The sequence below is a fragment of the Paenibacillus azoreducens genome, assembly GCF_021654775.1.
Taxonomy (GTDB): domain Bacteria; phylum Bacillota; class Bacilli; order Paenibacillales; family Paenibacillaceae; genus Paenibacillus_AQ; species Paenibacillus_AQ azoreducens.
In genome coordinates this window covers 5,525,219-5,551,746 of sequence record NZ_AP025343.1, presented here as the reverse complement: position 1 = coordinate 5,551,746, position 26,528 = coordinate 5,525,219, and the positions used below count along the sequence as shown (strand labels likewise).

Annotated in this window: 18 protein-coding genes and 1 pseudogene; 12 read left to right on the top strand and 7 right to left on the bottom strand. The window is 47.6% G+C overall.

Going from position 1 to position 26,528, the window contains the following annotated elements; all coding sequences use genetic code 11:
- The first annotated feature begins 67 nt into the window (after positions 1 to 67).
- Positions 68 to 1,282, top strand: a complete 1,215-nt coding sequence (locus L6442_RS24620; RefSeq protein ID WP_212976907.1) for an acyltransferase — start codon at positions 68 to 70, stop codon at positions 1,280 to 1,282.
- A 750-nt stretch (positions 1,283 to 2,032) separates the two neighbouring features.
- Here L6442_RS24620 and L6442_RS33180 read toward each other — a convergent pair.
- Positions 2,033 to 2,272: pseudogene (locus L6442_RS33180) on the bottom strand (Tn3 family transposase); the annotation flags it as partial.
- A 121-nt stretch (positions 2,273 to 2,393) separates the two neighbouring features.
- Between L6442_RS33180 and L6442_RS24610 the strand changes: the two are divergent.
- From L6442_RS24610 to L6442_RS24585, 6 genes are all read left to right on the top strand, one after another.
- Positions 2,394 to 3,011 (top strand): hypothetical protein, encoded by a 618-nt coding sequence (locus L6442_RS24610; protein WP_212976906.1) that lies wholly within the window; start codon positions 2,394 to 2,396, stop codon positions 3,009 to 3,011.
- Positions 3,012 to 3,143: 132 nt separating this feature from the next.
- Positions 3,144 to 4,541, top strand: coding sequence for a type 2 periplasmic-binding domain-containing protein (locus tag L6442_RS24605; protein ID WP_237100068.1), 1,398 nt, complete (start codon positions 3,144 to 3,146; stop codon positions 4,539 to 4,541).
- Between the two features lie 1,123 nt (positions 4,542 to 5,664).
- Entirely contained in the window at positions 5,665 to 7,005 is a 1,341-nt protein-coding gene (locus L6442_RS24600; RefSeq protein WP_212976905.1) for an ABC transporter substrate-binding protein, read from the top strand.
- Positions 7,006 to 7,167: 162 nt separating this feature from the next.
- The gene (locus L6442_RS24595) at positions 7,168 to 8,025 is read left to right on the top strand and encodes a carbohydrate ABC transporter permease (protein ID WP_194233334.1); all 858 of its coding nucleotides are present in this window, start codon (positions 7,168 to 7,170) and stop codon (positions 8,023 to 8,025) included.
- 24 nt (positions 8,026 to 8,049) lie between these two features.
- A complete protein-coding gene (locus L6442_RS24590) occupies positions 8,050 to 8,925 on the top strand; it encodes a carbohydrate ABC transporter permease (RefSeq protein WP_212976904.1) in 876 nt (291 codons plus the stop codon).
- 179 nt (positions 8,926 to 9,104) lie between these two features.
- The gene (locus L6442_RS24585) at positions 9,105 to 9,581 is read left to right on the top strand and encodes a MarR family transcriptional regulator (RefSeq protein ID WP_212976903.1); all 477 of its coding nucleotides are present in this window, start codon (positions 9,105 to 9,107) and stop codon (positions 9,579 to 9,581) included.
- Positions 9,582 to 9,754: 173 nt separating this feature from the next.
- Here the strand turns inward: L6442_RS24585 and L6442_RS24580 are convergent, their stop codons facing one another.
- Together L6442_RS24580 and L6442_RS24575 are read right to left on the bottom strand one after the other, a co-directional pair.
- Entirely contained in the window at positions 9,755 to 11,536 is a 1,782-nt protein-coding gene (locus L6442_RS24580; protein WP_212976902.1) for a sensor histidine kinase, read from the bottom strand.
- A gap of 1 nt (position 11,537) precedes the next feature.
- The gene (locus tag L6442_RS24575) at positions 11,538 to 12,287 is read right to left on the bottom strand and encodes a response regulator transcription factor (protein ID WP_212976901.1); all 750 of its coding nucleotides are present in this window, start codon (positions 12,285 to 12,287) and stop codon (positions 11,538 to 11,540) included.
- A 647-nt stretch (positions 12,288 to 12,934) separates the two neighbouring features.
- Here L6442_RS24575 and L6442_RS24570 point away from each other — a divergent pair.
- Positions 12,935 to 13,840, top strand: coding sequence for a peptidoglycan DD-metalloendopeptidase family protein (locus L6442_RS24570; RefSeq protein WP_212976900.1), 906 nt, complete (start codon positions 12,935 to 12,937; stop codon positions 13,838 to 13,840).
- Between the two features lie 231 nt (positions 13,841 to 14,071).
- Here the strand turns inward: L6442_RS24570 and L6442_RS24565 are convergent, their stop codons facing one another.
- Positions 14,072 to 15,289, bottom strand: a complete 1,218-nt coding sequence (locus L6442_RS24565; protein ID WP_212976899.1) for an MFS transporter — start codon at positions 15,287 to 15,289, stop codon at positions 14,072 to 14,074.
- Between the two features lie 126 nt (positions 15,290 to 15,415).
- Complete coding sequence (locus L6442_RS24560) at positions 15,416 to 15,970, bottom strand: TetR/AcrR family transcriptional regulator (RefSeq protein WP_194233341.1); 555 nt, start codon at positions 15,968 to 15,970, stop codon at positions 15,416 to 15,418.
- A gap of 557 nt (positions 15,971 to 16,527) precedes the next feature.
- On the opposite strand from L6442_RS24560, the gene L6442_RS24555 reads away from it, so the two are divergent.
- From L6442_RS24555 to L6442_RS24540, 4 genes are all read left to right on the top strand, one after another.
- Complete coding sequence (locus L6442_RS24555; RefSeq protein ID WP_194233342.1) at positions 16,528 to 16,713, top strand: aspartyl-phosphate phosphatase Spo0E family protein; 186 nt, start codon at positions 16,528 to 16,530, stop codon at positions 16,711 to 16,713.
- A gap of 660 nt (positions 16,714 to 17,373) precedes the next feature.
- The gene (locus L6442_RS24550) at positions 17,374 to 18,444 is read left to right on the top strand and encodes a bifunctional 3-deoxy-7-phosphoheptulonate synthase/chorismate mutase (protein WP_194233343.1); all 1,071 of its coding nucleotides are present in this window, start codon (positions 17,374 to 17,376) and stop codon (positions 18,442 to 18,444) included.
- Between the two features lie 609 nt (positions 18,445 to 19,053).
- A complete protein-coding gene (locus L6442_RS24545; protein WP_212976898.1) occupies positions 19,054 to 22,158 on the top strand; it encodes a hybrid sensor histidine kinase/response regulator in 3,105 nt (1,034 codons plus the stop codon).
- Positions 22,159 to 22,295: 137 nt separating this feature from the next.
- On the top strand, positions 22,296 to 23,087 hold the full coding sequence (locus L6442_RS24540; protein ID WP_212976897.1) for a DUF2935 domain-containing protein: 792 nt from the start codon (positions 22,296 to 22,298) through the stop codon (positions 23,085 to 23,087).
- 642 nt (positions 23,088 to 23,729) lie between these two features.
- Here the strand turns inward: L6442_RS24540 and L6442_RS24535 are convergent.
- Both L6442_RS24535 and L6442_RS24530 read right to left on the bottom strand, forming a co-directional pair.
- Positions 23,730 to 25,451: an adenine deaminase C-terminal domain-containing protein gene (locus L6442_RS24535; RefSeq protein ID WP_212976896.1), complete on the bottom strand. Its 1,722-nt coding sequence runs from the start codon at positions 25,449 to 25,451 to the stop codon at positions 23,730 to 23,732.
- A 17-nt stretch (positions 25,452 to 25,468) separates the two neighbouring features.
- Positions 25,469 to 26,524 (bottom strand): ABC transporter ATP-binding protein, encoded by a 1,056-nt coding sequence (locus L6442_RS24530; RefSeq protein WP_212976895.1) that lies wholly within the window; start codon positions 26,522 to 26,524, stop codon positions 25,469 to 25,471.
- Between the last annotated feature and the right edge of the window lie 4 nt (positions 26,525 to 26,528).

Here is a 26,528-nt window from a genome sequence, read left to right as displayed (position 1 = left end):
GTTTAAGGTTCATTTAATATTCGAAGGGTATACTTGCGCATAACTGCTAATGAAGGAGGGTGTATTCATGAGCAAACCGCGCATCGAAGAATGGACTCAGTTAAGGGCGCTTGCGTTTCTGGCCATTGTCATGCAGCACTCGATCGCCGAGTACATTTACAGGGCCGATATTGAACAAGCCGACTCCATTATGCTGACGATGGTATACCATTTGACCCGTTTTGGAACCCCGACATTTGTATTTTTGTCCGCAGTTTTGTTGTTCTACAATTATGGCGAGTATAGCGGGAAAATGAATTATTTCAAATTTATCCGGAAGAGGTTTGGGGACGTCTATGTTCCTTTTCTTTGCTGGACTTTTATTTACTGGCTGTATGTTCACGTATTTTCACCGTCGTTTTGGCAAAAGGGCGGACAGGACTGGGGAAGTTTACCCAAAGAGCTGGTTATTCCGCAAAACGGTTATCAGCTCTGGTTTATTAATATGATCATGCAGTTTTATATTTTCTTTCCGATCATGGCGGCGATTTACCGGGGCGTTCGCGGCAGGCTTCACTCTCTGAGTGAACGGACCCGCAGCCGGAGCGTTTTCGCGATCATAGCTTGCACCGGCTTATTTTATTTCATATTATTGTATCTTTCTTATCATCAAATGGGCCCCTGGGCGGAAGCACTCGGAAGGCCTTGGTCCGATTTGCTGCAGTACCGCAGCTATTCCTTTCTTATGTATGGGTTTTATTTTGTAATTGGCGCGGTATGTGCCGCAAACGTTGAGAAGTGGAGGACGTGGTGCACAAAACTGTTGCCGTGGAGCGGGCTTGTCTTTCTTGGCATGTATATCCGGCTTGGTTCTGATGTGCTGCGGGGTTCGGGAGAGGTCGTAAACCTGAATATTTCCACGTATCTCAAACCTGCAACATTTATCATTATCATAGCGCAAATGCTGCTGTTATACGGGCTTTTGATCATGATGCAGAGTCGTAATAAAACGTTTTTGCGGCTACTTTCATGGATCGGAAGGTATTCGTTCGGAGGGTATCTCGTACACGCCCTGGTTATTTACATCATCGGGAACTTTACCCGTCCTTTGGAGCTTGGAGGAAGCCATTTGAGGTTTACGCTGTTGACCTTTATGCTCACCGTGTCGGCATCGCTTGGAATCAGCTGCATGTTGTCCCGCATGCCCGGGTCGCGCTGGATCGTCGGAGCCAAAAAGCGCAGCCTGCAGCGAAAAGTTTCGGAAAAATCCGATTACCGGAGCAAGTCCCGGGTGTTTTCTTAGAACAAAAAGCAGGATTTCACTCTAACGAAACACACCATCGTTATTTGGGCAAAAATGTGCCTCCAAACATTCTAACGAAACCAGGACACGCTATTCAGATTAAAAGAGGCTCATTCACCCGTATTTCGTCCAAATAACGATCTGTAGTTTCGTTAAATTTAAATCGGCTTCGTTTATGTGAATATAACGCTCTTTAGTTTCGTTAGGCGCATTCGGTGGAGCCCGTACACGCATTCGGTGGAACCTGTGCATATGAAAAAAATAGAAATAGACCGCCCTTGGACCAGGTAGACGGTCTATTTCTGTTTTCCGAAGCCGTATTCCATTACCATTTAGTGGAACGTTTCGAATCATAGAATGCACAAAGTAAAACAAGTGATTCATTGACCGGAAAAATCGTTTGACAGCGGTTACAATTCGTAATTATAATCGGTATTGAGAATATATTGAAACGTTTCGATGAAATGTTAAACCATGTTTTGCCTGAAAGAAAAGAGGAGGCCATCCTTAAAAGAAAGGAACAGTTTCGATGACAGCTATATGTCACTCTGAAATGTTTTGCTTGGTATGAACATTTCACTATTGAACGGGGAAACAGTGGCCATCGTTTAATTGCTGAAACGGGATCGTAACCGATTTGAGCCGGCTGAATTACATAAACTTTTAGGATGGTAAATATATTCTTGCCAAAAGGTTTCTGCCGGAAAGGAGAGAATAACTTAAAGAAGTAAAGGCGGGTAATGGTTTTTCCTACGCTAAGGAATTACCGGCTTCTATATCTTGGATACGAAGTGGTCGTAACGCATTTGGGACAGTCAAATTTTTAGTTTGGAAGGTGTACTCACCAAGAAAATTGATATGCTCCCATCCAAGATGAGAAATGTATTGCAGCATTTTCTATTGCAGAACACTTTTCTCTTTTATGTATTCCGTCGCTTTTCCCAAATAAAAAGTATTCCAGACACTAATCGCATTGATTAGAATGTTAACGCACGGAAGAATTGTCTTTGTTATGTAATTATTATAACACTATATGGGTATTTTTTTCAGTTTTGAAGTTTCAGTCGTTGCCCAGTAACCTAATGTAGATGAGGAAAAAAGGGGGGATTGAATGAAGCTAGGGGATATTTTCTTAAATAGCAGAGGTCGTAGTTTAAGCGATTACGGGTATAAGCCTGATCCAGGAGGTACTGAACTCACTGCTTCCGGCAAAATAGCCTTTTATCATTACACAAGGGAAGACAGAGTGGAGCAAATTTTATCTGCAAACGGCGGTCTGTTTGCCGGACGTCCGGTTGACGTATGTCCGAATCCACCAGAAGAGTTTACTGGTAGTTTTCTGGCGGAGGGATTCCTTGAGCCTCTTCCATTATGGTTAACATGTAGCCCTTATTTTGGTGACCTAGGAATTGAAATGGTAAAGAAATACATCGGGAATGTTTTGTTAAGAATTGAAGTGCCTTATAATTATAAAGGGCTTTTTATCGCTGATTACGCACATGTACTGGAAGGGAAACACTTAAATGAAAGAGGGTCGACGCCCCTTAACCTAGGTTATGATTGTAGTACGGGTAGAGAGGTTACTCAAGCATATGTTAATTCATATGTTTCTGCAAACCAATATAAAAACAATTATATTGCACCTGTAATGCAAGCAATCCGAAAGGGGCAAGGTATCGTTATTCCAGTTGAATATATAACTTTAGCTACTGAACAACCGTTATGCTAACGGAGCACCTTGGGTTTAAATTAACGGGCACGATAGCTGAATAAGACACCACGTCGGCAGCCGTCCAGAATCGGCTGACTTTGCGTATCTACCCTGAAAGTCAAATGCACAGAGCAGCTAAAATGGCAGTTCATGCCAATCGACGACCTGTTCGAGAAATATGCGAATAAAATCTGGAAGGACCACGCGGCACAGCATCCTGAATTGTGGTATCCGTTTACGAAGGACGGCAAGAAGTGGAACCTGCCGATTATGGAATATACGGACAATGACGATACGGTATTGTGGCTGCGCGAGGACTGGATGGAGAAGCTTCATCTCGAGGCGCCAAAAACGATTGCCGATCTCGAAAACATTCTGGATAAATTCAAAAATCAAAATCCGGACGGACTCGCTCCAAAAGATGTTTATCCGCTTGCCCTTTCCCTGAAAAACAACACCAATACATGGATGGGCGGACTTGATTGGCTGTTCGGAGCTTACGGCGCCGTTGAAGAACAGTGGAACAAAGATGAAAACGGCAATTTGGAATACGGCTCCGTAAATCCGGGCGCCAAACAGGCTTTAGCCAAGCTGCAGGAATGGATGGAAAAAGGTTATATCCACCCGGATGCCGCGCTGTGGGATGAAGGCAAATCGGCCGAAATTTGGACCAAAGGCAAAGCCGGCGTCCTGCCGGGCGCCAACTGGGTTCCGGACTGGCCTGCTCCGGATCTGATCAAAAACGTACCGGGATCGAAATATAAAGCATACCCGGTTCCTGCCGGCCCGGATGGAAAGATCGGCACGAAATGGCAAAACTCCGGCGTCAACAGCAGTTTCATGATCAACAAGGATGCCAAACATCCGGAAGCGATTATTTTGTATTACAATTACCTGCTTGACAATTTGGCTAATCCTGCAGCCGGCAGTCCGTACGAATACGGCTTCGCCAAAGGTTATGACTGGGATATCGTGGACGGGCAGCCGACAAGCGACAAAGATAAAATCAAGGACTTCTTTGACAAATTCCCGTTTATCACCGGTCCGGCGCGCATACCGGATCTGTATATGAAATCTCTCGTGAAGCTGGCTGATGGCGCGAAACCGGAGACGCCGTACGAAAAGCAGCTGGCTCAATTCCGCAAGCCGGAAAACTGGTACGCAGCGAAAGTCGTCATGTCGCAAATCGATGTCCGCAAGCAAAATTACTTTACGGGCGCGGCTACGCCAACCATGATTTCGAAGTGGAATCTGCTCCGCCAGTCCGAGCTTGAAACCTTCAATAAAATCATTTACGGCAAACTGCCTGTTAGCGCTTTTGACGATTTCGTCGCCAGCTGGAAGGCCAATGGCGGCGATCAAGTGACGAAAGAAGTGAATGAGTGGTACCAATCTGTTTCGAAAGTAGGTCCGCGCGTAACAAAAGTTCGGTGTACATCACGCACGGGAAGCATGGAAAAAGAACACGGAACATCAAGAACATGGCACGCAAAGAACACGGCACACCATATGGTGGCTGTGTTCTTTTTTAGATTGTGGAACTTATGACTATAAGTTCAGTGGGGCTTAAGAAACTTATAGTCACCATTACTGCTAAACGCAGCCCGCGGTTCGAAAAAATCGAAAAGACGCGAGTTTTTTGGAAAAGGACTGACTCACGGTACCGTGGTATTTCTGCGATCCCGCAGGTATCCGGCGGCCGGAATTTTTGATCAGCAAACCTTTAACAAAGACGTTTCTGAGCATAAATGGGTCGCACCCAACCTCTAACAAAGACGTTTCTGCGCATAAATGGATCGCACCAAACCTCTAATGGATGTTTCTGCGCATAAATGGGTCGCACCAAACCTCTAATGGATGTTTCTGGGCATAAATGGGTCACAACAAACCTCTAATGGACGTTTCTGCGCATGAATGGGTCGCAGCAAACCTCTAACGGATGTTTCTGCGCATGAATGGGTCACAACAAACCTCTAATGGATGTTTCTGAGCATGAATGGGTCACAACAAACCTCTAACGTACATTTCTGTACATGAATGGATCGCACCAAACCTCTAATGGATGTTTCTGCGCAGTAAATGGACCGCACCAAACCTCTAACGGACATGGGGGCCGCTATGAAGGGCAATTCCGGCGATTTTGAAATCTAACGGACACAGTTGCACCTATTTGGCGAAAAAGCTTACTTTTACCTGAATTTTGTAGCAATTAAGCGCCGTGGTGTCCGTTAGATTTTCTAATCGGCTATTTTTGGCGGATTAGCGTTCGTGGTGTCCGTTAGACCATAGCCCGGGCTAGTTCACCATAAAGAACGATAAATGATGACGTTATACCAAGTGGTCTACGGTCCCCGAAATTCCATTTCACCGCCATCCTGCAGCCCGATCCTTATATCGCAAGGGAAACTTCTGCTATAAGCAGTCTGTTTTCTGTGATAAACGCCGACGCCGATAGACGTTTCTCTTTTCCAAGATTGGCAAGAAATTGCGCGTCCAACCTTACATTCCACCGTTGTTTTTGGTTGAAATTGTAATTTTACAATCCATATTGTGGATATTTCCCCGTGATTTAGAGGAATGTATCCCCTTACATGAATTATATCTCATGTATGATAAGAATAGCAGCAGAAGTAAAACAATGATTCAAAATACCTAAAGGGGAGATGTACAAGTGAAAAAGTCTTCATTCATTCTAATGAGCATGCTGCTTGTGTTCACGATGTTTGTGGCAGGCTGCGGCAAGAGCGAGAACAATAACGCATCCGGGGAAACGCCAAAAACCGAAACGGAAACTCCGAAAGAATCGGAAGCTCCGAAAAAGGACGTATCCTTGCGCGTGTTCTCCACATTTGGCGGTACAGACACCGCACGCGAGGCCTTCCAAGCAGCGCTGGACGAGTTCACGTCCAAAAATCCTAACATCAAAGTTGAAAACGATACCATGTCCGCAAATGATGACGGTTTCAGAACGAAAGTCAATACGGATATGACATCGGGAAATGAACCTGATTTGCTGTTCTACTTCGTTGGCGCCGATGCCAAAGGTTTTGTAGATGCGGGAAAAGTGGTTCCGCTAAATGACATCCTGGATAGTGATTCGACATGGAAATCGGGATTTTCACCGGCAGCGCTTGAAAACGTAAGACAAAAAGACGGCAATATCTACGCAGTGCCGCTGACCGGTTTCTATGAAGGATTGTTTGTCAACAAAAAAATCTTCGAAGACAATAAACTCGAGCTTCCAACTGACTGGGACAAAATGAAAACAGCGGTACAGACCTTGTCCAAAAAAGGCATCATTCCGCTGGCGGCTCCATTTGACCAATCCCACTACGTGATCGAGCACTTCATCCTTTCTGCTGCAGGCTCGAAAGGCCATAACAGTGGTCTTGCGGACGGTATCGATCCGAACTGGGAAAAGGGTTATGCGGCGATGAAGGAATTGTATGATCTTGGCGCATTCCCTAAAGATGCCGCAACCATTGACTTGGGCATGGCATCGAACTACTACGGCGAAGGCAAAGCCGCCATGATTCTTGAAGGCTCCTGGGCAATGGGCAACTGGAAGGATCCAGCGGTTCTCGACAATACGACGGTTATTCCGTTCCCTGCAATGCCAGGCGGCGTAGGCACAGGCAAAGACGTTATCGGCGGTTTCGGATCAGGCTTCTACCTTTCCAAATCGACGTTTGACAATGCCGACAAAAAAGATGCGGCAATCGCACTCCTGAAGCATATGACCAGCCCAGCCGTCATCGAAAAAATCGCGCTTGCCAACGGCGGCACTCCAGCTGCTGCCGGCGTGGAAATCAAAGGTAAAACCCAAACGGCTACAGAAGGATTTGCAATGGTTGCAAACGCGGATTCCGTGAACAACCCAATCGATACAATGGTAGCTCCGGAAACCTTCTCGACGCTGCGCGCAGGTGTTCAAGCTGTCGTAACGGGCAAGAAAACACCGGCTGACGTACTCAAAGAAGCCAAGGATATTGAGGATGCGAATAAAAAGTAACATCCGCCGAAATTCCGGGCATAACATGATTTGAATGAAATTCACATACGCCGCCCGCTGCTGAGGCGGCGTATGTTTTAAGAGTGCTAACCAAGCAAGACCTTTGGATGGATGATTTCCATACTGGTTGCTAGAGAAAATAAAACTCAAGTGGTGATAAATATGAAGGGCGATCGAAAGTATATCTGGATGTTTTTGTTTCCGAGTGCTGCATTTTTAACGATCTTCTTATACTATCCGTTTTTCAAAAGCTTGTATTTCAGCTTTTACCGGACGAAGGGTTTTTTTGATAAGAAATTTATCGGTTGGGATAACTATGAGCGGTTATTTTCGGATAAGATGCTCGGGCAGGCAACCCTCCATACCTTGGAAATTATGCTGTATGTGATTGTTTTCCAGGTGGGCATCGCACTGGTGCTGGCGGTTATGGTAGACAACATTACGAAATTGAAGGGCTTTTTCCGATCCGTTTTCTTTTTCCCTGTCGTCATTTCCGGTACAGCGATCTCGTTATTGTTCGTTTTGTTCTACAACTATAATTTCGGTTTACTGAATAATCTCCTGACCAGTTTAGGTTTTGAGAAAGTGTTATGGCTTAGCGAAAGCAATGCGCTTAAAGCCATCGCGGTCCCAACTGTATGGCATTATGTCGGTTTTTACTTCGTGTTGTTTGTAACGGCGATGTCCAAAATCCCTGAGGATTATTATGATGCGGCCAAAATTGAAGGGATTACCGGGTTCAAGAAAATGGTGAAGCTTACGATTCCATTGATCATGAGCGATATCAAGGTTGTCATTACTCTTGCCATCACCGGTACCCTGAAGGTATTCGACTTCGTGTGGGTCATTTCCAGAGCTCAAAACGGCACGGAAGTGCTGGGAACCTATATGTACAAAAAGGCGATGGTTGACCAGAACTTCGGTTACGGCTCGACGGTTGCGATCTATATGGTCGTTCTTGGGGTAGTTATCGCTTTGCTTGCCAATCGTTTGTTAAAAAGCGACGAAATCACATACTAAGCTGTTATTAGGGGTGTAATTGTTATGCAGCCAGCTATAAGCAACGGACAACAAATCCGATATTCGAAAACCAAAAAACGTTTCAGTTTGGGCACGGCCTTCATGTATATTGTCTTGACCGCTTGGTCTTTAACAACGATCTATCCATTGTTCTGGATCTTTAACAACTCGTTCAAAGAATCCCGGGATGTCATGAACAAGTCCTTTTCATTGGCTTGGGATCCGGTGCTGACCAACTATACAACGGCATTTGACCGGATCAACATCGGGAAAAGTTATTTGAACAGTATCATTATGTCGGGGAGTACGGTTATTTTCGTACTGCTGTTCGGCGGTTTGGCCGCGTATGTATTATCCAGATTTAATTTTCGGGGCAAAAGAGTCATTTACTCCATTTTATATGCGACGCTGCTTGTGCCCGCATTTGCTACGGTAGTTCCGGTCTATGAGCTTCTCATCAAGACAAGCCTGGTCAATACGTACTGGGGACTCATTTTGCCGCAAACCGCAGGCAACCTGACTTTTGCCATTCTGGTTATCGCCGGCTATATGTCAACGATCGCCAAGGAATTGGAAGAAGCGGCATTTATCGACGGGTGTAACCGGTGGCAGATGTTTATGAAGATCTTTATGCCGGTATCCAGACCGGTGTTTGCATCGGTAACGATTTTCGTTTTCCTGTGGTCGTATAACGACCTGTTCTCCGCGCTTATTTTCGTTAGTAAAGAAAGCGTTCGCCCAATCGTGGCGCTGCTTAGCGAAATCAGTTCGCAATACGGAACCGACTTTGGATTGATGGCAACGGCGGTTACGCTCACGGTTCTGCCGATTCTGCTGATCTATTTGTTTATTTCCAAATTCATTGAGCAAGGCTTGACCGAAGGCGCCGTGAAAGGCTAAATGACCTTCGACATTGCCAAAAGAGCGATTGAAGGCAATTATAAATGTGCAAACTTTTAGATAAAACGGCAGAAATGTCGTTTTTTCTTTTTGGCGTTTGTTGACATTCCCGGAGCCGTTCATTAAGATGTTGGTAACGTAATTAACTGGTTAACGATAACGTGAAACGAGGGGTCTCCATGGCTGTTGAAGTGACGCAAAAAGAAGAGGTGCTGAAAGCGATCGAGCTGTTTATTTTGCAGCGGGACAAAAGGAGCAAGGATCGCGCCTCATGGACGATCTGCCAAGAAGGGAGCTGGACGTTAACGCAACTGCATATCGTATCGCTTATACGCCGATATCCGTCGGTATCCAATAATGCTTTTCTTTCCAAGGAGCTGGGGTTGTCCAAACCGGCAATAACCAAAGCCGTGGGACTTTTGCTGAAGAAAGGCATGATCGATTCGGCGAAAAAGGAAGATGACCAGAAGGCGGTATATTACAGCTTGACAGAGGCGGGCGAACGGCTAGCGCATATCCATGATGAGCTTCATCTAAAAGCGCAGGAGCGTTACAGCCAGCTGCTAAGTTCATTTTCGGGGGATGAATTAGGCGTCATACTGAGATTTATATCCGAATGGACCAAACAAATGGAAGAAGAGAACTGGAAGGTATAAGCGAACGAGGTTCGCTTGCCTACGATTTGTTGAATTGGGCAGCTGGGCAGCAAAAGAGCGAACTTTCGTGGAAATTAACCGCGAAGCCCGCTCTTTTTTAGGTGAAATATTGGATTTTGTAAGCTTAGATTGTTCCATAGCAGTAGTTTTTAAAATGCCTTTAGGTAACTCCTTTATGTCCACTGAATGAGTCTTGAAGACGAAGTTGGAAATATCAATGTAATCGTTGTGCCACTGCCAAGCGATGTTTCCACGGCGATCCAGCCGCCCATGGCTTCGACCAGTCCTTTGGCGATTGCCATCCCCAGCCCCGAGCCTTCCGTTGACGATGACGTGTCTGTCCCGCGGTAATAGCGTTCAAAAAGCCGGTTTGCCGTCACATCATCCATGCCTGTGCCATTATCCTCTAAGACGATCTTTACCTCTCCCGCATCGGTGTCGTGTAAGATCGTGACGGTGAGGATTGTATCCGGAGGATTATGCAGCAAGGCATTCGCTGAAATATTATGAACCGCCCGCTTCATCCAAGGCGGATATAGCTTGACGTATATCTCCGTCTTGGCTGGCTTAAAGATGATCCGACCCGCATCCCAGGAAGGGTGAACGGCTCCGCGCAGCAATATGTCCTCCATCCACGCATTTAATTCGATTTCCTCCATATCCGGCGGTTGAATACGTGCATTCACCCGATACGACAACTCCAGATCATTGATCAGCGTATCCATATGATTAGACTTGTCCAGCATGGTAACGGAGAACTTTCGAATTTCCGCCGTAGACCACTCATAGTTCTCAGCTGCAAGCATATGGGCGAACCCTTTGATGGAAGAGAGGGGCGTTTTTAAATCATGTGTGATGCCGGCAATCCACTCATCGCGAAGTTTATTGGTCTGCCGCTGTAAATCTTGATCCCGCTTCAGTATGGCGGAGAGCTTATGCAGCGATTGCATGACGTCCGCAAAAACAGCGTATCGCCTGCGCCATTTCCCTGAGCGGTGCCGACTGCGAGGTTGACCGGTTCGGTCCAGGGGTTCAGTATACTTTCCTTGGCCGATCGATTCGATCCACGCAAGCATATGGAGCATCGGAGAACCGAATCGATGAGCATTCCACACAGAAATCAGAAGAAATATAACAATCATGGCGCCGATTAAGAACGCAATGCCGATGAGGATAATGCGTATTTCCTCAGGAACAAGAGGCTGCTCTCCTGCGGCACTGCTATGGCCGATTGGAAGACCGATTACCCACGTGTACTTCGATTCATCATGATAGACGGAAGCGATCTTGAACCCGAAACGGCTGCCGTATGTTGAACGGAGCACAAGCTCTTGAACGCTGTACTGCGCCGGTATGGAATCCGGTCTATTGTACGAAGCTATTTCGACTCCGGAGGCATCCAACACTTGGACATACCCATCCAGCTTCTTCAACCGCTCTCGTAAAGCGGAAGGAAGCTCCAACTGCCCAGCCGGGGATAACGCATGGTATTGGTTGATTTCTTCAAGCAATTGCCCCATCTCATTTTTAATGCCATAGATAATCGTGAATAATTTCCCGTTCTTTTCCTGTATCCAAAGATAGATGTCATAGGGGAATGGCTTGGTCTTATTCCAATAGTCTATCAGCTCTCCAGGCGCATAATGAAGAGGCACATCTTTCGGCGTGTTATAGGAGAGGTCTACACGGCCATGTTCATCCAGAGTTTGCAGCCATCCTTTATTTAACTTGACCTGTTCCAGCAAATGAGGATCAAAACGAATGCCGTCCTTGTCTAATTTAGAGGACTCGACCAGACGCTCCAATCCGGCGGAAGCGAAATCCCGCGTAATGCTCATATCCGTCAACCGTTGAAGAATCCACCATGTGCAAGCCGCTGCAATCAGAAGGACGATGATACCGGATATCACTAATTGGAAAATAAAGCGCAGTGTCAGCCGATGCTTGATCTTCATATCAGGATTCATTTTCCTTTGCAACCGGCAGTACAAGCTTATAGCCTATCCCTCTCACATTGACGATAAAACGGGGATCCGATGGATCTTGTTCGATTCTTTCCCTTAGCCGATGGATATGAACCATCACGGTATTGTCATCGCTTAATGCTTCTTCTCCCCATACTTTTTCATACAGCTCCCTTTTAGTAAATATCTGATTAGGATGTTTGCAAAGGAAGAGCAATAATTGAAAGACCAGGGCAGGGCAAGCGATGGTCTTCCCCCTCACAATAAGCTCTCCGGCGCATTCATTCACAATAAATCTGCCATAATCATAGATTTGATTGGAGAAATCCCGTGATTCGCCCACGACTTCCGAAGGTTGCTGAGGCAATTTGGAGACATAACGCCGCAATTGCGATCTGGCGCGGGCGACAACCTCAAGCGGATTAAAGGGTTTAGTAATGTAATCATCGCCCCCGACCGCAAATCCGCTTAGTTTATCAAAATCCGAGGAGCGTGCGGTTAAGAACAGAATAGGCGCGTCTGTCGTCTGGCGCAGGAAGGGGCAAATTTCGATGCCGCTGCGTCCGGGCAGCATAACGTCGAGCACGATTAAATCATATTTCTTCGTTTGACAGCGAGAAATAGCTTCTTCCCCGGATTGAGCGGTATCGATGTGCGTGAAACCTTCCTTATAGAGTACTGTCTGCAAAATTTCGACAATGGTTTGTTCATCATCGACAAGCAGAATAGCTGCATCATACATGGTCATCTTCTCCCTGTCCGAACATTTACGTATCTTCTATCATACCACAATCCATTTTTTCACTGACGCCTTGCTTTCTTAACTGTATCTTAATTTTTTGCGGTCTTTTCGTTAAAAACTTAAGTGAGCGTTCAGGTTCTATTACGCTGGATATAAGAGTAGCTAGTTATACTAAAAATAACCCCGCAAAGAGTATCGGAAAGAAGTCCGACGCCTCTCACAGAGGGGCGCTTTTGCGAAGCAAAAGTACTGAGAGTATCGGAAAGAAGTCTGACGCCTCTCACAGAGGGGCGCTTTTGCGAAGCAAAAGTACTGAGAGTATCGGAAAGAAGTCCGACGCCTCTCACAGAGGGGCGCTTTTGCGAAGCAAAAGTACTGAGAGTATCGGAAAGAAGTCCGACGCCTCTCACAGAGGGGCGCTTTTGCGAAGCAAAAGTACTGAGGGATGTGTGGCCTTCGAAGCTTATTCCGATTACTTTGCGGGGCCCCTATATCCCCTATGCTTTAGCCATGTAATAAGGAGGAGTCTTTAGTTGGAGAAGTTACGGATGAAATCGAGGAGAGTTGTGCGATATGGAGCAGCTCTCCTAACGCTTAGTCTATGCATCGGTGCATTGACAGCTTGCAGTTGGAAAGGAGAGAAACCTATGTCTAATAGTGCTGACGCCAAAATCGAAGAAAACAAAGAGCGGGCCATCTCATTGCCGGATGAGCTTCCGCAAGAGCTGTTGAAGGGACGTTATGAAGACGTATATGGACGCTTCAGCGACGACTTTAAGAAGCAGGTTCATTTGGCGGAGTTTACTGAGGCGATGCAAGCGTTCTTGAAAGGGGCGGGTTCCTTTGAACAAGTCGCCCGTATGCAATTGAACGGCGGAGATACCCGGATATGGTTCACCCCGGACAAGGCTAAAGGCATTGCTGGCGTTTTCAATGAACAGGGTGACATTCTAGGACTTCAAATTAACGGTCATCCGGGCTGGCCGGAACAGGATAAAAAGAAGACGGCAGTAACGTATAAGCTGCCATTTCAGGGAGAGGATTGGCTTGTATTCTGGGGAGGAACGAACGTACTTTTAAATTATCATTATGAATACGAAAGCCAGAGATACGCCTATGATATCGTTCAAGCGAAGGACGGGTATTCTTACTCGGGGGATCCAACCCGTAATGAGAGCTATTATGCTTTCGGAAAGGAAATTCTGGCGCCTGCCGACGGGGTTGTCGTTTCGATTGTGAATGATATACCGGACAATGAACCTGTTGGCGTAATGAATGAAAAAGCGCCTGCCGGCAACGTTGTTGTTATTCAGCATGGCGGGGAGTACAGCTACTTGGCGCATCTTAAAAAAGGTTCGGTGACCGTAAAACCGGGGGACCGGGTTCGCGCGGGAGATGTGATCGGACATCTCGGCAATTCGGGGAACTCCAGCGAACCACATCTTCATTTCCAAGTATCCGATGGGGCGGAATTATTCCAATCACATGCCATTCCTATCCAATGGGCTGGGGGAATCGAGCCGGTCAAGGGAGAATTTATGCCTATAAAATAGATAGGATCTAGTGATGCTTAGCCATGATGCAGAGCCTGTTCTTCTTTTTTGGCTCATGCCGCGATTCGGCGCAGCTCCCAGCGCGCGGTGGCGTTGCATGACAGAGGTCCACCACATGCGGTTTTCCATCATCACAATCCGCGAAGTGGGCAAGAGCCTATGAAAAAAATAGCGAGCGTTCGCGTGAAACTGACCGCGAACCTCGCTATTTTTTGCTGAAAATACTCTGCATCATTGTTCTGAAGACGTTGAATCCTGCGCTTTGGGCTTTGACAATAATTCCAGCAGCAGGGCAATAAGATAGACTGCCCCACCAAACAAATAAGCTGCGGCAAAACCCCCGCCGTATTCGATAAATGTGCTGGCCAGAATCGGACCAAGCATTTGCCCGACGGCATAAAAGACGGAGATAAACCCGATCACCACCGATATATACATCGGCGTGACCTGATGGGATGCCTTCGCCTGGACCAGGGTCACAATCCCTCCGATTGTGGAACCCAGAAGAGCCGCCGAGACGATGAAGCTGAACAAGTTCTCGAACATGACAGGCAGAACATTGCCTACTATCGCGGAAACGATGGCGATGATAAGCGTCTTCCGCAGGCCGATCCGGTCGGACAGCGCTCCCCAGCCGGGACCGCCGACGATGCCGAAAATGCCCGCAACCGAAAAAGTCAAACCGGCGATCGTATCTGAGAATTGAAGCTCCATCATATAACTTGTCTGATAGAGCATCGGCACCAGATAAGCCATTCCCACTGCGAAATATAAACCTGCGGTGACCAGAATGTCCTTGTTTCTGAACCAGTTGGGTTTATCTTGAGAACCTTTGGTTTGGGCTGCGGCGGAAGAACTCTTCAGCAGCATGTAAGAGACGATCTGGACGATTAGAGCGAATATGCCAAAAATGAGCCATACCGTGCGAAAGCCCGGCTGAGGAGCATGGCTGACGATTTGGGGCACGATAATGCCGCTCAAAAACATGCCCGTTCCGGCGCCGCTAAGCAAAAGCCCGAGTACAACACCCCTTTTATCGGGAAATGCGGCGACCATAATGGATACAAGCGGCGTGAATACCAAGGCGCTGCCCCCTCCCATGATCAGGATGAAGAGGCATGAAAGCCAGAAGGACGGGACGATCGCTAGTCCAAACAAGCTGATGACAACAAGCCATCCGCCGGTAAGAAGAACGGCTTTGGCTCCCCATTTGATGGACATGGGTCCGGACAGGCCGACGGTGATCAGATAGCCGAGAAACATCATCGTGCCAAGCAACCCCGATTCCGAATTGGATAATCCAAGACCTTCTTTCATATAGGGAAGCACGGCGCCAAAAGCCGCACGGGTTAGTCCCGATGTAGCAATGACCATAAACATACCCGTCAGGATCATGGGCCAGAAGGCGTGTTGACGGACGGCAGCAGCCGTTGAGGCGGCTCGTTCCATAGTTGAATACCTCCCTGTGAGTCAAAGTTCATTGTCATTATAAAAATTTGACGCTCAAGGAGACTACCGGATGACGGATAAGAAGGCGGTAGAACGGATTAATTATTCGCGGCGGTTTGACTGCTGCTAACGTTCGTAGGTTTCAAGCGCTTTTTTAAAATCGCCTTTAATGAGCACATCGATATGGTCTATGATTTTTTCCGGATCTTCTTTCATGCCGCTGCGGATCCAATCCTTTACGATGCCGACAAAGGCAAATTTATAAAAATTCGCAATGAATTTTTTATTTTCATCGGTTACTTTCATATTGGCGGCTTGTTCTTTGACGACCTCAAGCAGAAGATTAAATGTGGTGTCATACAAAAATCTCTCGACATAGTCGCGATTGGATGAATGAAGCGTGTTTTCAATAAATGCCTTATTATTCAGCATGTACTCGAAAATCTGGTAAAATCCTTGCTGCCAGGTGTCGTACGTCTTTTTCCCGTCGAGCGCTTGTGCTGCTTCATTCACAAAAATCCATTCCATCAGCGCATAAATATCCTGAAAATGATAATAAAAGGTCTGGCGGTTTACTTCGCAGTCTTCAACAATATCTTTGACCGTAATTTTATCGAGCGTTTTTTCGGCCAGCATTTTTTTCAGGGAAGCTGCCAACGCTTTTTTGGTAGTTTGCGACATTGGTATACCTTCCTTTGGGTGGCGTTATAAATATGACAGTATTTTGCAAATTCCTCAAGTATATTGTAATGAATCGGGTCGTTGTTTTGCAAAGCCGCGATTTAACAATTTTACTACTAAATACAGGGAAAATATAGAAAAATCATCGTTTGTAATAGATGGAACTTCATGGTCGAATATTCATTAAATTGCAACATATTTTGTTATTGACCAACGTATAAAATCCAACATAATATTACTTGTATAAGGATATTATTTTCATATTTATATTAGATTTCCGACAAGGAGATATTCGTATATATTAGCTTCGCATAGCAAGCCGCATTTGGATGTTGCCATAGGAATGAAAGCAGCACGCAAATACATAATGAATGGCGCCCCAAACCGCTTTAGAGCGGTGAAGAAGGCAAAGTTATCCGAGTGTTCAAGATGTCTCCGAAAGCGGATAGGGTCGCAGAATGAAAGTAACGCATCTGTAAAGCCAGTGCCGTTTTGACGTTGCGGCATGGTTCACAGACCGCCAAAAGTTAGTCAAGCGATAGGGAGGATCAAGATTAATGAATAGCGTGGAATTAACCCAAATCTCCATGGAGGAGGCGAGGCAAAGACTTTACCGGATGGTACAGCAGTACGGCGATGTTTGGAATCCCAAAGTAATCAGACAGTCCATGGTTTTGGATGAACTCATCAACAATTATAACAGAGCGGTGAAGGATCAAAAGTCGGACAAGCCGCTTTCTTAACATCTCAGAAAGTATAAACTTCCGGGGTCCCTGCAAAGTAATCGGAATAGGCTTCAAAGGCTACACGTCACTCCGTACTTATGCTTCGCAAAAGCGCCCCTATGTGAGAGGCGTCGGACTTCTTTCCGATACTCTTTGTGGGGTTATTTTAAGCGGGCCGATTTCCCGGTCATATTCTTAATTTGGGCAATCGCCTTTTTTTCGTTAAAGTACCAAAGTATTTTGATGAAAGACTTGCCATAATCGTACCATTGTAATATAATGCTTTTAATTTAAATTACAGCTATACTTCACACAAGCAATGAAGGAAAGAGTAGGCGGAGAAAGATTTTAACAGGGACGGCATGCCGACGGACTGAGAGCATCCGACTAACACTACCTCGCTGAAGTTCATTCCGGAGCCGGTATCTGACCGCTGCATTAATATGCGGCTTGTAGGAATACCCGTACCCTTGCGTTAAAAGGTCATAAGTGAGATGTGCGGCTTTAAGCGTACTTTCCGGGTTCCCCGCAAAGTATCTGAATCGGCTTCGAGGCCAGAGCCCCGCTTTGTGGGGTTAATTTAGCATATCTAATAAGGGTGGTACCACGACTCCTCGTCCCTTGGCGGACAGGGGTCTTTTTGTTTTTAAACATATTCTGGAGAGGGAGAGATTCAAGATGAATGAAGGACGTTTGGAACAACTACGTACCAAATTGGATGAGGTAAATCTTCAATTGCTCGGATTGTTATCGGAGCGGGCACGGATTGCCCAGGAGCTAAGAGTAGAAAAAGAAAAGCAGGGCGTTCCCAAATTCGATCCCGTACGCGAGAAAGAAATGCTTGAAAAGCTGGTTGCCGCCAACGAAGGGCCGTTTAGCCATGAAACCGTACGCCATCTGTTCAAGCAAATTTTTCAAGCAACGCTGACCATGCAGCAGGACGATCACAGTAAGGCTCTTTTGGTCAGCCGCAAAAAGAAACCGGAAGATACGCTGATTCAGCTTGGGGATGTGACGATTGGCGGCAGCAAACCGATCATGATTGCCGGACCTTGTTCCGTAGAAAGCTACGAGCAGGTGCGTACGGTGGCCAAGGCATTGAAGGAAGCCGGCATTACCGTCATGCGCGGAGGAGCGTTCAAACCGAGAACCTCGCCTTATGATTTCCAGGGTCTTGGCATTGAAGGTTTGAAGATTTTGAAAGAAGTAGGCGCCGAGTTCGGATTGAAAACGATCAGCGAGATCGTGGACCCGGCCCACATCGAGCTGGCTTGCGATTACATTGACGTCATCCAGATCGGTGCAAGAAACATGCAAAACTTCGAACTGCTGAAAGCGGCGGGGGAAGTGAAAACCCCAATCCTGCTGAAACGCGGTCTCGCGGCAACACTGGATGAATTCGTCCATGCGGCGGAATACATCGTTTCCCGCGGCAACACCCAGGTCATGCTCATCGAACGGGGCATCCGCACCTACGAAAAAGCTACACGCAATACGCTGGATATTTCCGCGGTGCCAATTCTGAAGCAGGAAACGCATCTTCCGGTATTGGTTGACGTTACGCATTCGACAGGACGCAAGGATATCCTGGCTCCATGCGCCAAGGCGGGCTTGGCCGCAGGCGCGGACGGCATTATGGTCGAGGTGCATCCTGATCCGGCAACGGCGTTGTCAGATGCGGCGCAGCAGCTTAACATTCCGCAGTTCCATGAATTCTACGAAGAGGTTAAAAGATCGGGACTGTTATAATCGGGATTTTTATAGAATCGGGATTTTACAATAGAAGCAAAACGGATTTTCCCAGGCGTGGCATTAGCCAACAGGGGAGATCCGTTTTTTTTGACTGTGAGGGTTCTGCGCTTTCGGTACCCGCAAAAATGGCCGGCGTTCGCAAGCTCGAGAACTGAAGCGACCGTTTAAAACGGCAACTTTGAGGCAGCGCCAATCTAAAACGATCCAAGGCAATCTGAGCAGAGCCAATAAAGTCGCGATCTGAGGCAATCTGGGGCAGCAATTTTCCCCGGGGCAAGCTTGCTCTTGTTCTAAACGAAACTGGGAAACGTTAAAACCGCAAAAACAAGGCCAAATCAAACGTAACGAAACTACCAATCGTTATTGAGGCAAAATCCAGTCCCATCACCGTCTATTTTGATGAATAGCGATACAGCGTTTCGTTAGAATTGGAAAAAGTTCTATTTGACCCAAATAACGATACCTGGTTTCGTTAGCAGCTGCTTTCTCGCACAAACTTCTACGCGCATATATCTGCCCTGTTGGAATTAACGTATAATTGTAGAATCGATATAAATTTATGCATCTCGCGAACGAGCGATTTTATCTCGGGGGTTATTCGATTCCATGAAACAATTAGCCTTTCTATTTCTATATATTATTCTATTGCTTGGGATACGCTGGGTTTGGTTTGACGTTTTTGATGATTCGCAGCAGATGCAGGCAGTCCAGGGCGTTGTGGATTTGCGGGGGATGAAGTTTGATAACAAGCATACGGTCACCCTGGATGGGGAGTGGGAATTTTATCCCGACAGGCTGATTTCAAACAGCGAAGCAATCCGCCCCGAAGGCAAGCGGGACTATGTTCAGGTTCCCGGGGATTGGCGCGGGGGCTGGCACGGCAATAAAAGCGATTCATACGGTTACGGTACATACAGACTGCGGATTTTGGCCGATCCGCTCGATCAGCCTTTTGGATTATGGGTTCAGGAAATCAAGACCTCGTCCATCATCGAATTCAACGGCCAGACTGCGGCCGAATTCGGGCATCCGGCGGGAGTGGAGAGCGCCTATCAGCCTCGGGAGGTTTCCTATACTGCAAGCTATAATGCAAATGGTCAAAAAGAGATTGAACTGCTTGTCCAGGTTGCGAACTTCGATCATCCCCATCAGGGGGGACTCACGCGTTCAGTCCGTTTCGGTTCTCAGGCTGCCGTTGAATTTCAGCGCTGGTATTCGATCGGGTTTCAAATGGTGACCTTCATTATTTTCTTGCTGCATGGATTTTATGCCGTTATACTCTTTTGCCTTCATCCCAAAGAAAAAGCGTTTCTGGTCTTTGCGCTTTTGCTGCTGGCAGCCGGCATAACGGTAGTATCCGACCATGATTCGCTATTGATGTTATGGCTTCCCCTCAATTATACCTGGGGGCTCAAGATCAAGATTCTTTCTTATCTGTGGCTGGCTTTCTTCATGCTGATGATGGGGAGAGCCTTTTCGGGAGAGACGCGGCGCGGGAAATTATTTTATGTCTATGTGGCGCTGCATGGCATCTATTCGGCATTCCTGCTGGTTTCGCCGGCAAGCTTCGTCCATGATTCGTATGTTTTCAAAATTTTTAGTACGCTTTATCTCTTTCCTGTCCTATGGTTTGTCTATCTGGTCGGCAAAATGGTTTACAATAACCGCCAGGATTCTTTCTTTTTATTGCTTTCGGCCGCCAGCATTTTATCCGGCATCATTTGGGGAGGATTCGTGCAGCATTCGAGCCAAAATACGGTTTACTTCCCTGTTTACGTCATTGCCGCTCTCATCGGTTTTTCGGCGTATTGGTTTAAAAGATATTTTCGCAATGCCGCGGAGAACGCCAGATTAAACGAACAGCTGCAGGAGGCCGATGAACGGAAGAACCGGTTTTTAGCGAATACCTCTCATGAATTGCGTACGCCGCTGCATGGCATCATCAATATCGCGCAATCGGTCGTAACCCGGGAAAGGCGTACGCTAAATTCCAAAAGTTATGCCGACATGGAACTGCTTATCTCGATCAGCCGCCGGATGTCGGGCATGTTAAATGATCTGCTGGATATCGCCAGGTTAAAGGAGCAGCAGATTGTGCTCAAGCAGGAGCCGCTTCGGATTCAAGCGGTCGTATCGGGCGTTGTGGACATGCTTTCGTTTATGGTCGAGAGAAAACCCGTGCAATTGAAAATGTCTATGCTGGAATCGCTGCCGCCCGTATATGCCGATGAAAAACGGCTGGTGCAAATTATTTTCAATCTGATGCATAATGCGGTGAAATACACCGATGAGGGCTCGGTTACAGTCTCCGCCCGGGCTCAGGGAAAACAGGTAATCATTCATGTGGCGGATACCGGACATGGCATTGCCAAGCCGCTGCAGAAGCAGATCTTTATGCCTTATGAGCAGGGGGAAGGAGCGGCGGGCAGCGGCGGCATCGGACTAGGGCTGAGCATATGCAAGCAGCTGGTTGAACTGCACGGCGGCAAATTATCGGTTGATTCCGAGCCGGGTAAGGGTTCGGTGTTCAGCTTTAATCTGCCGATCGCGGAGCATGCGGCGAGCAGGCTTAAGCTATCAGGCGATCCTAACAGCAGTCTGAAGGAGGAACTGGGAAAAATCCCGAGTAGCCGGCTGCTCTTCAGTGACGCGGCGGCGACAGCGGAAACCGCATTGATCAGTGAAACGATTGCTTATGCAGGCGAAAGCTCACCAGGGAAAATGAATCTGCTTGTCGTAGAGGACGATCCGGTCAATCTGAAGGTGCTGGCGGGAATTTTCCATGAGGACAAGTATCGCATCGGAACGGCGGCATCTGCACGGGAAGCATTGGACATGCTGGAATCCGAGCCATGGGATTTGCTTATATCCGATGTCATGATGCCGCATATGTCCGGCTATGAATTGACCAAAATCGTACGGGAACGATTCACGATATCCGAGCTGCCGGTTTTGCTGCTGACGGCACGAAGCCAACCTGAAGACATTTATGCCGGGTTTATGGCGGGGGCCAATGATTACGTCGCCAAACCCGTGGATGCCATGGAGCTGAAATACCGCGTTTTGTCGCTGGCGACTCTGAAGCAATCGGTAAGCGACAGACTGCGTATGGAGGCGGCTTATTTGCAAACTCAAATCCAGCCGCATTTTCTCTTTAATACGATCAACTCGATCATGGCCTTAAGCGAGTTCGATCTGGATAGAATGCGTGATCTCGCCGAGGCGTTTACGTCATATTTGCGGATCAGCATCGACTTTTTGAATGCGGAGCAGCTTGTTCCCCTTTCGCATGAGCTGAATCTTGTGGAGGCTTATCTCTACATTGAACAGGAACGGTTTAAAGACCGTTTATCCGTGGAATGGGAGCTGGCTCCGGGGTTGTCCCTGAATGTGCCGCCTTTGACGCTGCAGCCGCTTGTGGAAAATGCGGTGAAACATGGACTGCTGAGCCGATTGCAGGGAGGAACGGTGCGAATTCGGGTGATCCGGAAGCGGAATGCCACGCTGTTTGAAGTGAAGGATAACGGTAAAGGGATGACAGAGGAGGAAGTAAAGCATCTTCTGAATTCTAGCAAAAGAATGCCTAAATCCGGTATCGGACTGCTAAATACAAATCGGCGGCTGCTGCAGCGGTACGGGCAGGGCTTGATGATTGAGAGCCAGCCCGGAGTAGGAACGATGATATCCTTTGTTATTCCGGATCCCCAATAATCTGTTTCCCGCTCATCGCTCATGGCCCCTCTCATTATACGATATATACTTGAATCCAAATGCCTCAGGCATAAGTACAACCCTGGAAAGCATATATTCATAGCTGGTTTCAAGTTTAGGATGAGGGGGGCTTTTGCATGAATGGCGATGCGCTGTTTGAACACAGGTTTTGGCTGCAGATTTTGGGGGATCATGCCAGATTCATCTTTAATGCGCTATCTTCGAAGGAAGTAAAGGACGTTGAGTTAGCGGACCGGTTTATTCGGTTGTTCGACGGGCTGCTCGCCCAGGCGCGGAGTATCCAGCCGGAAGATTTGAAGCAGCTCAATGAGCAGGCATTTCAGGCCACCACTGATTTACGCGCTTTCAAATTAAGTCTCCTTGACCGTGTACTGTTGGGAGAAGTCGTCATCGGATTGTCTCCGACATTCCTTAACCATATGATTAATGAGCTTGAGGAATATGAGAGGATTTTAAAAGAACTTGTTGCGGGCAAGCCGGTGCCGCTCTATCATCCGCTGCATCATGATCTGCTGTGGCTGCCCGATGCGGTATTCCATTCCGCTTCGATCGCGGCGGATCTGGACGGAGTTGAAAGAAGACTCATTCGCAAAAGCAAGGAATTCGAGCAGCATTTTAATGAATTTTATTTGAAGGCCCTTGAATTGGTGGGGTATCTTCGGACATTAAAAACGACCTATCCTTCGATCAAAAAGTTTCATGGCGACGTCGACGTTGAAATGTCAGCCTTTATGGCATTTTTGCTGGAGGTGGAGGAACTGGATATCAGCGCCGAGCTTTTGAGCCGCCTGAATAAACTCGTTCCGGACCATATGTATCGGGAGGAATGTTATTATTTGACGAAGCTTTCCCAGTTCGGGGAAGTGCCAAAGCCGAATTGCGATCCGGCCAAGCCGAGGATCGAGTAATGACATGGCATTCCTGCGATCATGAATCTAGTTCAGAAAAAAATCGGCGTTTTTGGCCTATGGATTGATGAAACTTAAGCTGCGAACTGATGAGAAAAAAATACGGCCCGGCGGACAGCAGCGCTCTGATAAACTGCTGTCCCCGGGCCGTGGTTGTAAACGGAAAAGGAACCGACTGTAAATGCATATTTATGTCCGTATGAAGAGAAAGAGGACGGGAAAAAGCAAAAAAGTTGGTGCAATGCCGCATATGGTGGACCTCTGTCATGCAACACCACACCGCGCGCTGGGAGCAGGGCGGATTAATGAGGCGCAAAACTTTAACGGACACAGCGGCCGCTATAGAGGCCAATTTCGAGCATTTTGATTTCTAACGGACACAGCTGCAGCTATTTTGTGAAAAATCCCCTATTGACGTTGTTTTGGGAGCACTTAAGCGCTGTGGTGACCGTTACGTTTTAAAAGTTGCCGTTTTTAGCGAAATAACGGCCATGGTGTCCGTTAGAACCGCCGCGGTGTCCTTTAGAACTTACATGACCTCACTCACAAAACGCCGATTTTTTTGATGAAAAATATTCGTAACGCAGGCATGGATTCACCTTTAGTAGGGTATTTGGAAAAAAAGGTGTTTCCCGCACGCCTTTATATTTTCTCAACAATCAGCGGCACCACTTTACCCTTATTAACGTCAATCAGGCCATGGTCGGTGATTTTCAAATAAGGGCTGACCGGCAGCGAATGCGTTGCGATGGACATGATCGGGTTGTAATGATTGTAACCAAGCTCTTCCATCGCTTCGCGCAGCTGCTTAACCGATTCAGCAGCTTCATCAAGCGGTTCTTCCGTCAGGATGCCGCCGACAGGCAGATGCATATTGGCCATGACCTCCCCGTTCAGTGCAACGCAGAAGCCGCCTTGCTGCTTGATGACGGTGTTGGCCGCCAGAAGCATGTCCTGAACGTTATGACCGACCACCAGCAAGTTGTGATTATCATGGGAGTAGGTGGTGGCAACGGCTCCTTTTTTGATCGTGTCGCCTGTAATGAAGCCAAAAGCTTTGCCGCCATGCTTGCCGTACCGTTCGAAGGTGGCGATCATTCCGCAGCCGCTGTTTTCCCATTGCAGACGGCCGCCCGCGGCCACCAATTCGACCTGCGTTTCCTTGGTAAACGTCGAGCCGTCTTCGACGGTCATCACCCTGCAGCGGTAGCTTCCGTCTTCCGCGTTGACCGCTGCTAAGAAGTCCGCTTCGGTGAGCTCGGAAAGCTGCAGGCTCCTGTAATAGTGTTCGGGAAAGCGGTATGCCTCGGCGGAAGGCAAGGCGGAGGATGGTTTGGACGCGGAATAAGCTTCCGAGCCGTTTTTATATACGGATTCCAGCTTCAGCTCGCTAAGATCGGAAATAAGTTGGAAGTCCGCGATTTTTCCTGGCGCGATGGCTCCCCGGTCAAACAACCTCATGCGGCGGGTAGGGGAGAACGTGGCCGCATAGATCGCTTTCTCCGGCGCCATGCCCATCCGGATGGCTTTGCGGACGATTTGATTCAAGTGGCCGCGGTCACGGAATGAATCAGCCATCACATCATCGGTGACGAAACAGAAATGCTCGGATACGTCATGCTGGATGAGATAGTCCATCACCTCGGAAGTCATGGATTTTTCCTGGATTTCAATGAACATGCCTGCGCCGATACGGGCTTTCAGCCCTTCAAGCGTCTGATGCGTATGGTCGGAATTGACACCGGCATAGATAACGCGCGCAAGATCCAGATCCAGCAGCTTAGGCACATGGCCTTCGATCACCAGCTCGGGATAACGCTCACGCATATGTTTCAGAATCCGATTGGTTTTGCATTCCGGGTCTTTGATGATATCCACGTAATTCATGATTTCGCCCAAACAGATGACATCGCCGGTTGCGAGCAAAGCATCCATATCTTCGATTTCAATGGACCCGCCTGTCGTTTCAAGCGAAGTCGCCGGAACGGAGCTTGGAATCGCATAAAACATGTCCACGATGCAGCTTTGGCTTGCTTTAATCATTTCCAGAACCCCGTCAAGACCAAATACATTGGCCATTTCATGCGGCTCCGGCACGATCGTCGTTACCCCATTTCGAAGCAAACCTTGCGAGAAAGACCCGGGCGTGACCATCGTGCTTTCGATATGCAGATGGATATCGACGAAGCCGGGAATCATATGGAGTCCGCTTGCGTTAATCACCTGCTCCGCTTTAAACGTTTCTTCGCCGCGCGGACCGATATACAAAAACTTTCCGTCCTTGATGGCCACATTATTTTGGGTCCATTGTTTGAAATAGCTGTTATACACATTAGGCTGTAATAAAAGCAGATCTGCTTGCATGTATGTTCCCCCTATTGTTATTCGACAAGAACGAGCTTCTCCGATGGAAACAACAGACGGATTTCCTGCCCGCTCATGTAGGGCTGCTGCATTTCCTTGTTTACCGTAAATTCTCCCAGCGGGGTGACAACGACATATTGGTAGCTGCGGCCAAGGTATGTGCTGACTTTGACCGTGCCTGTCAAAACATTATCGCCGGGCTTAATCTCCTGGAGCGTTCCCGCGATGAGGTCATCCGGGCGAATGGCTCCTTTCATGGTGACTGGCATTCCGGGCGCCTTGGCGGCATGGAAATAATGATCTCCGATGCGGAGGCTGTAAAACGAACCTTCGTCTTCACGCTGCTCGAAAGCAATGAAATTGTTAAAGCCGATAAACCGGGCGACGAACTCCGTTTTCGGGTATTGGAAGATCACCGAAGGCTTGTCGAGCTGTTCGATGATGCCTTTATTCATAACTGCAACCCGGTCGGATATGGAAAAGCATTCTTCCTGGTCATGCGATACATAAACGGTGGTGATGCCAAGCTCCTGCTGAATACGGCGGATCTCCACACGCATGTTGACTCTGAGATTGGCGTCAAGATTGGAAAGAGGTTCGTCGAACAGCAGCAGATCCGGTTCGATGACAAGCGCGCGTGCAATGGCGACCCGCTGTCTTTGCCCGCCGGAAAGCGCCTGCGGGAAACGGTTCTCAAAGCCGCCCAGGCTTACGACATCCAGCATGTTCATGACCCGTTTTTTGATTTCGTCTTCTTTGACCTTGCGCAGCCGCAGGCCGAAGGCCACATTATCGAACACGGACATATGCGGGAACAGCGCGTAACTCTGAAACACGAATCCGAAATTCCGTTTGTTGATCGGTACACGGGTATAGTCTTGACTGCCGAATGAGAACTTGCCGTCCGTGGCATCGATAAAACCCGCGATCAGCCGGAGCGTTGTCGTTTTCCCGCAGCCGCTGGGACCAAGCAGCGAGATCAGGTGGCCTTTCTCGATGGAAAGGTTGAAGTCTTTTAAAATATATTGCTGGTCATAGGCGACCGAAATGTTTTCCAGTTGCAGTAAAGCCATCGTC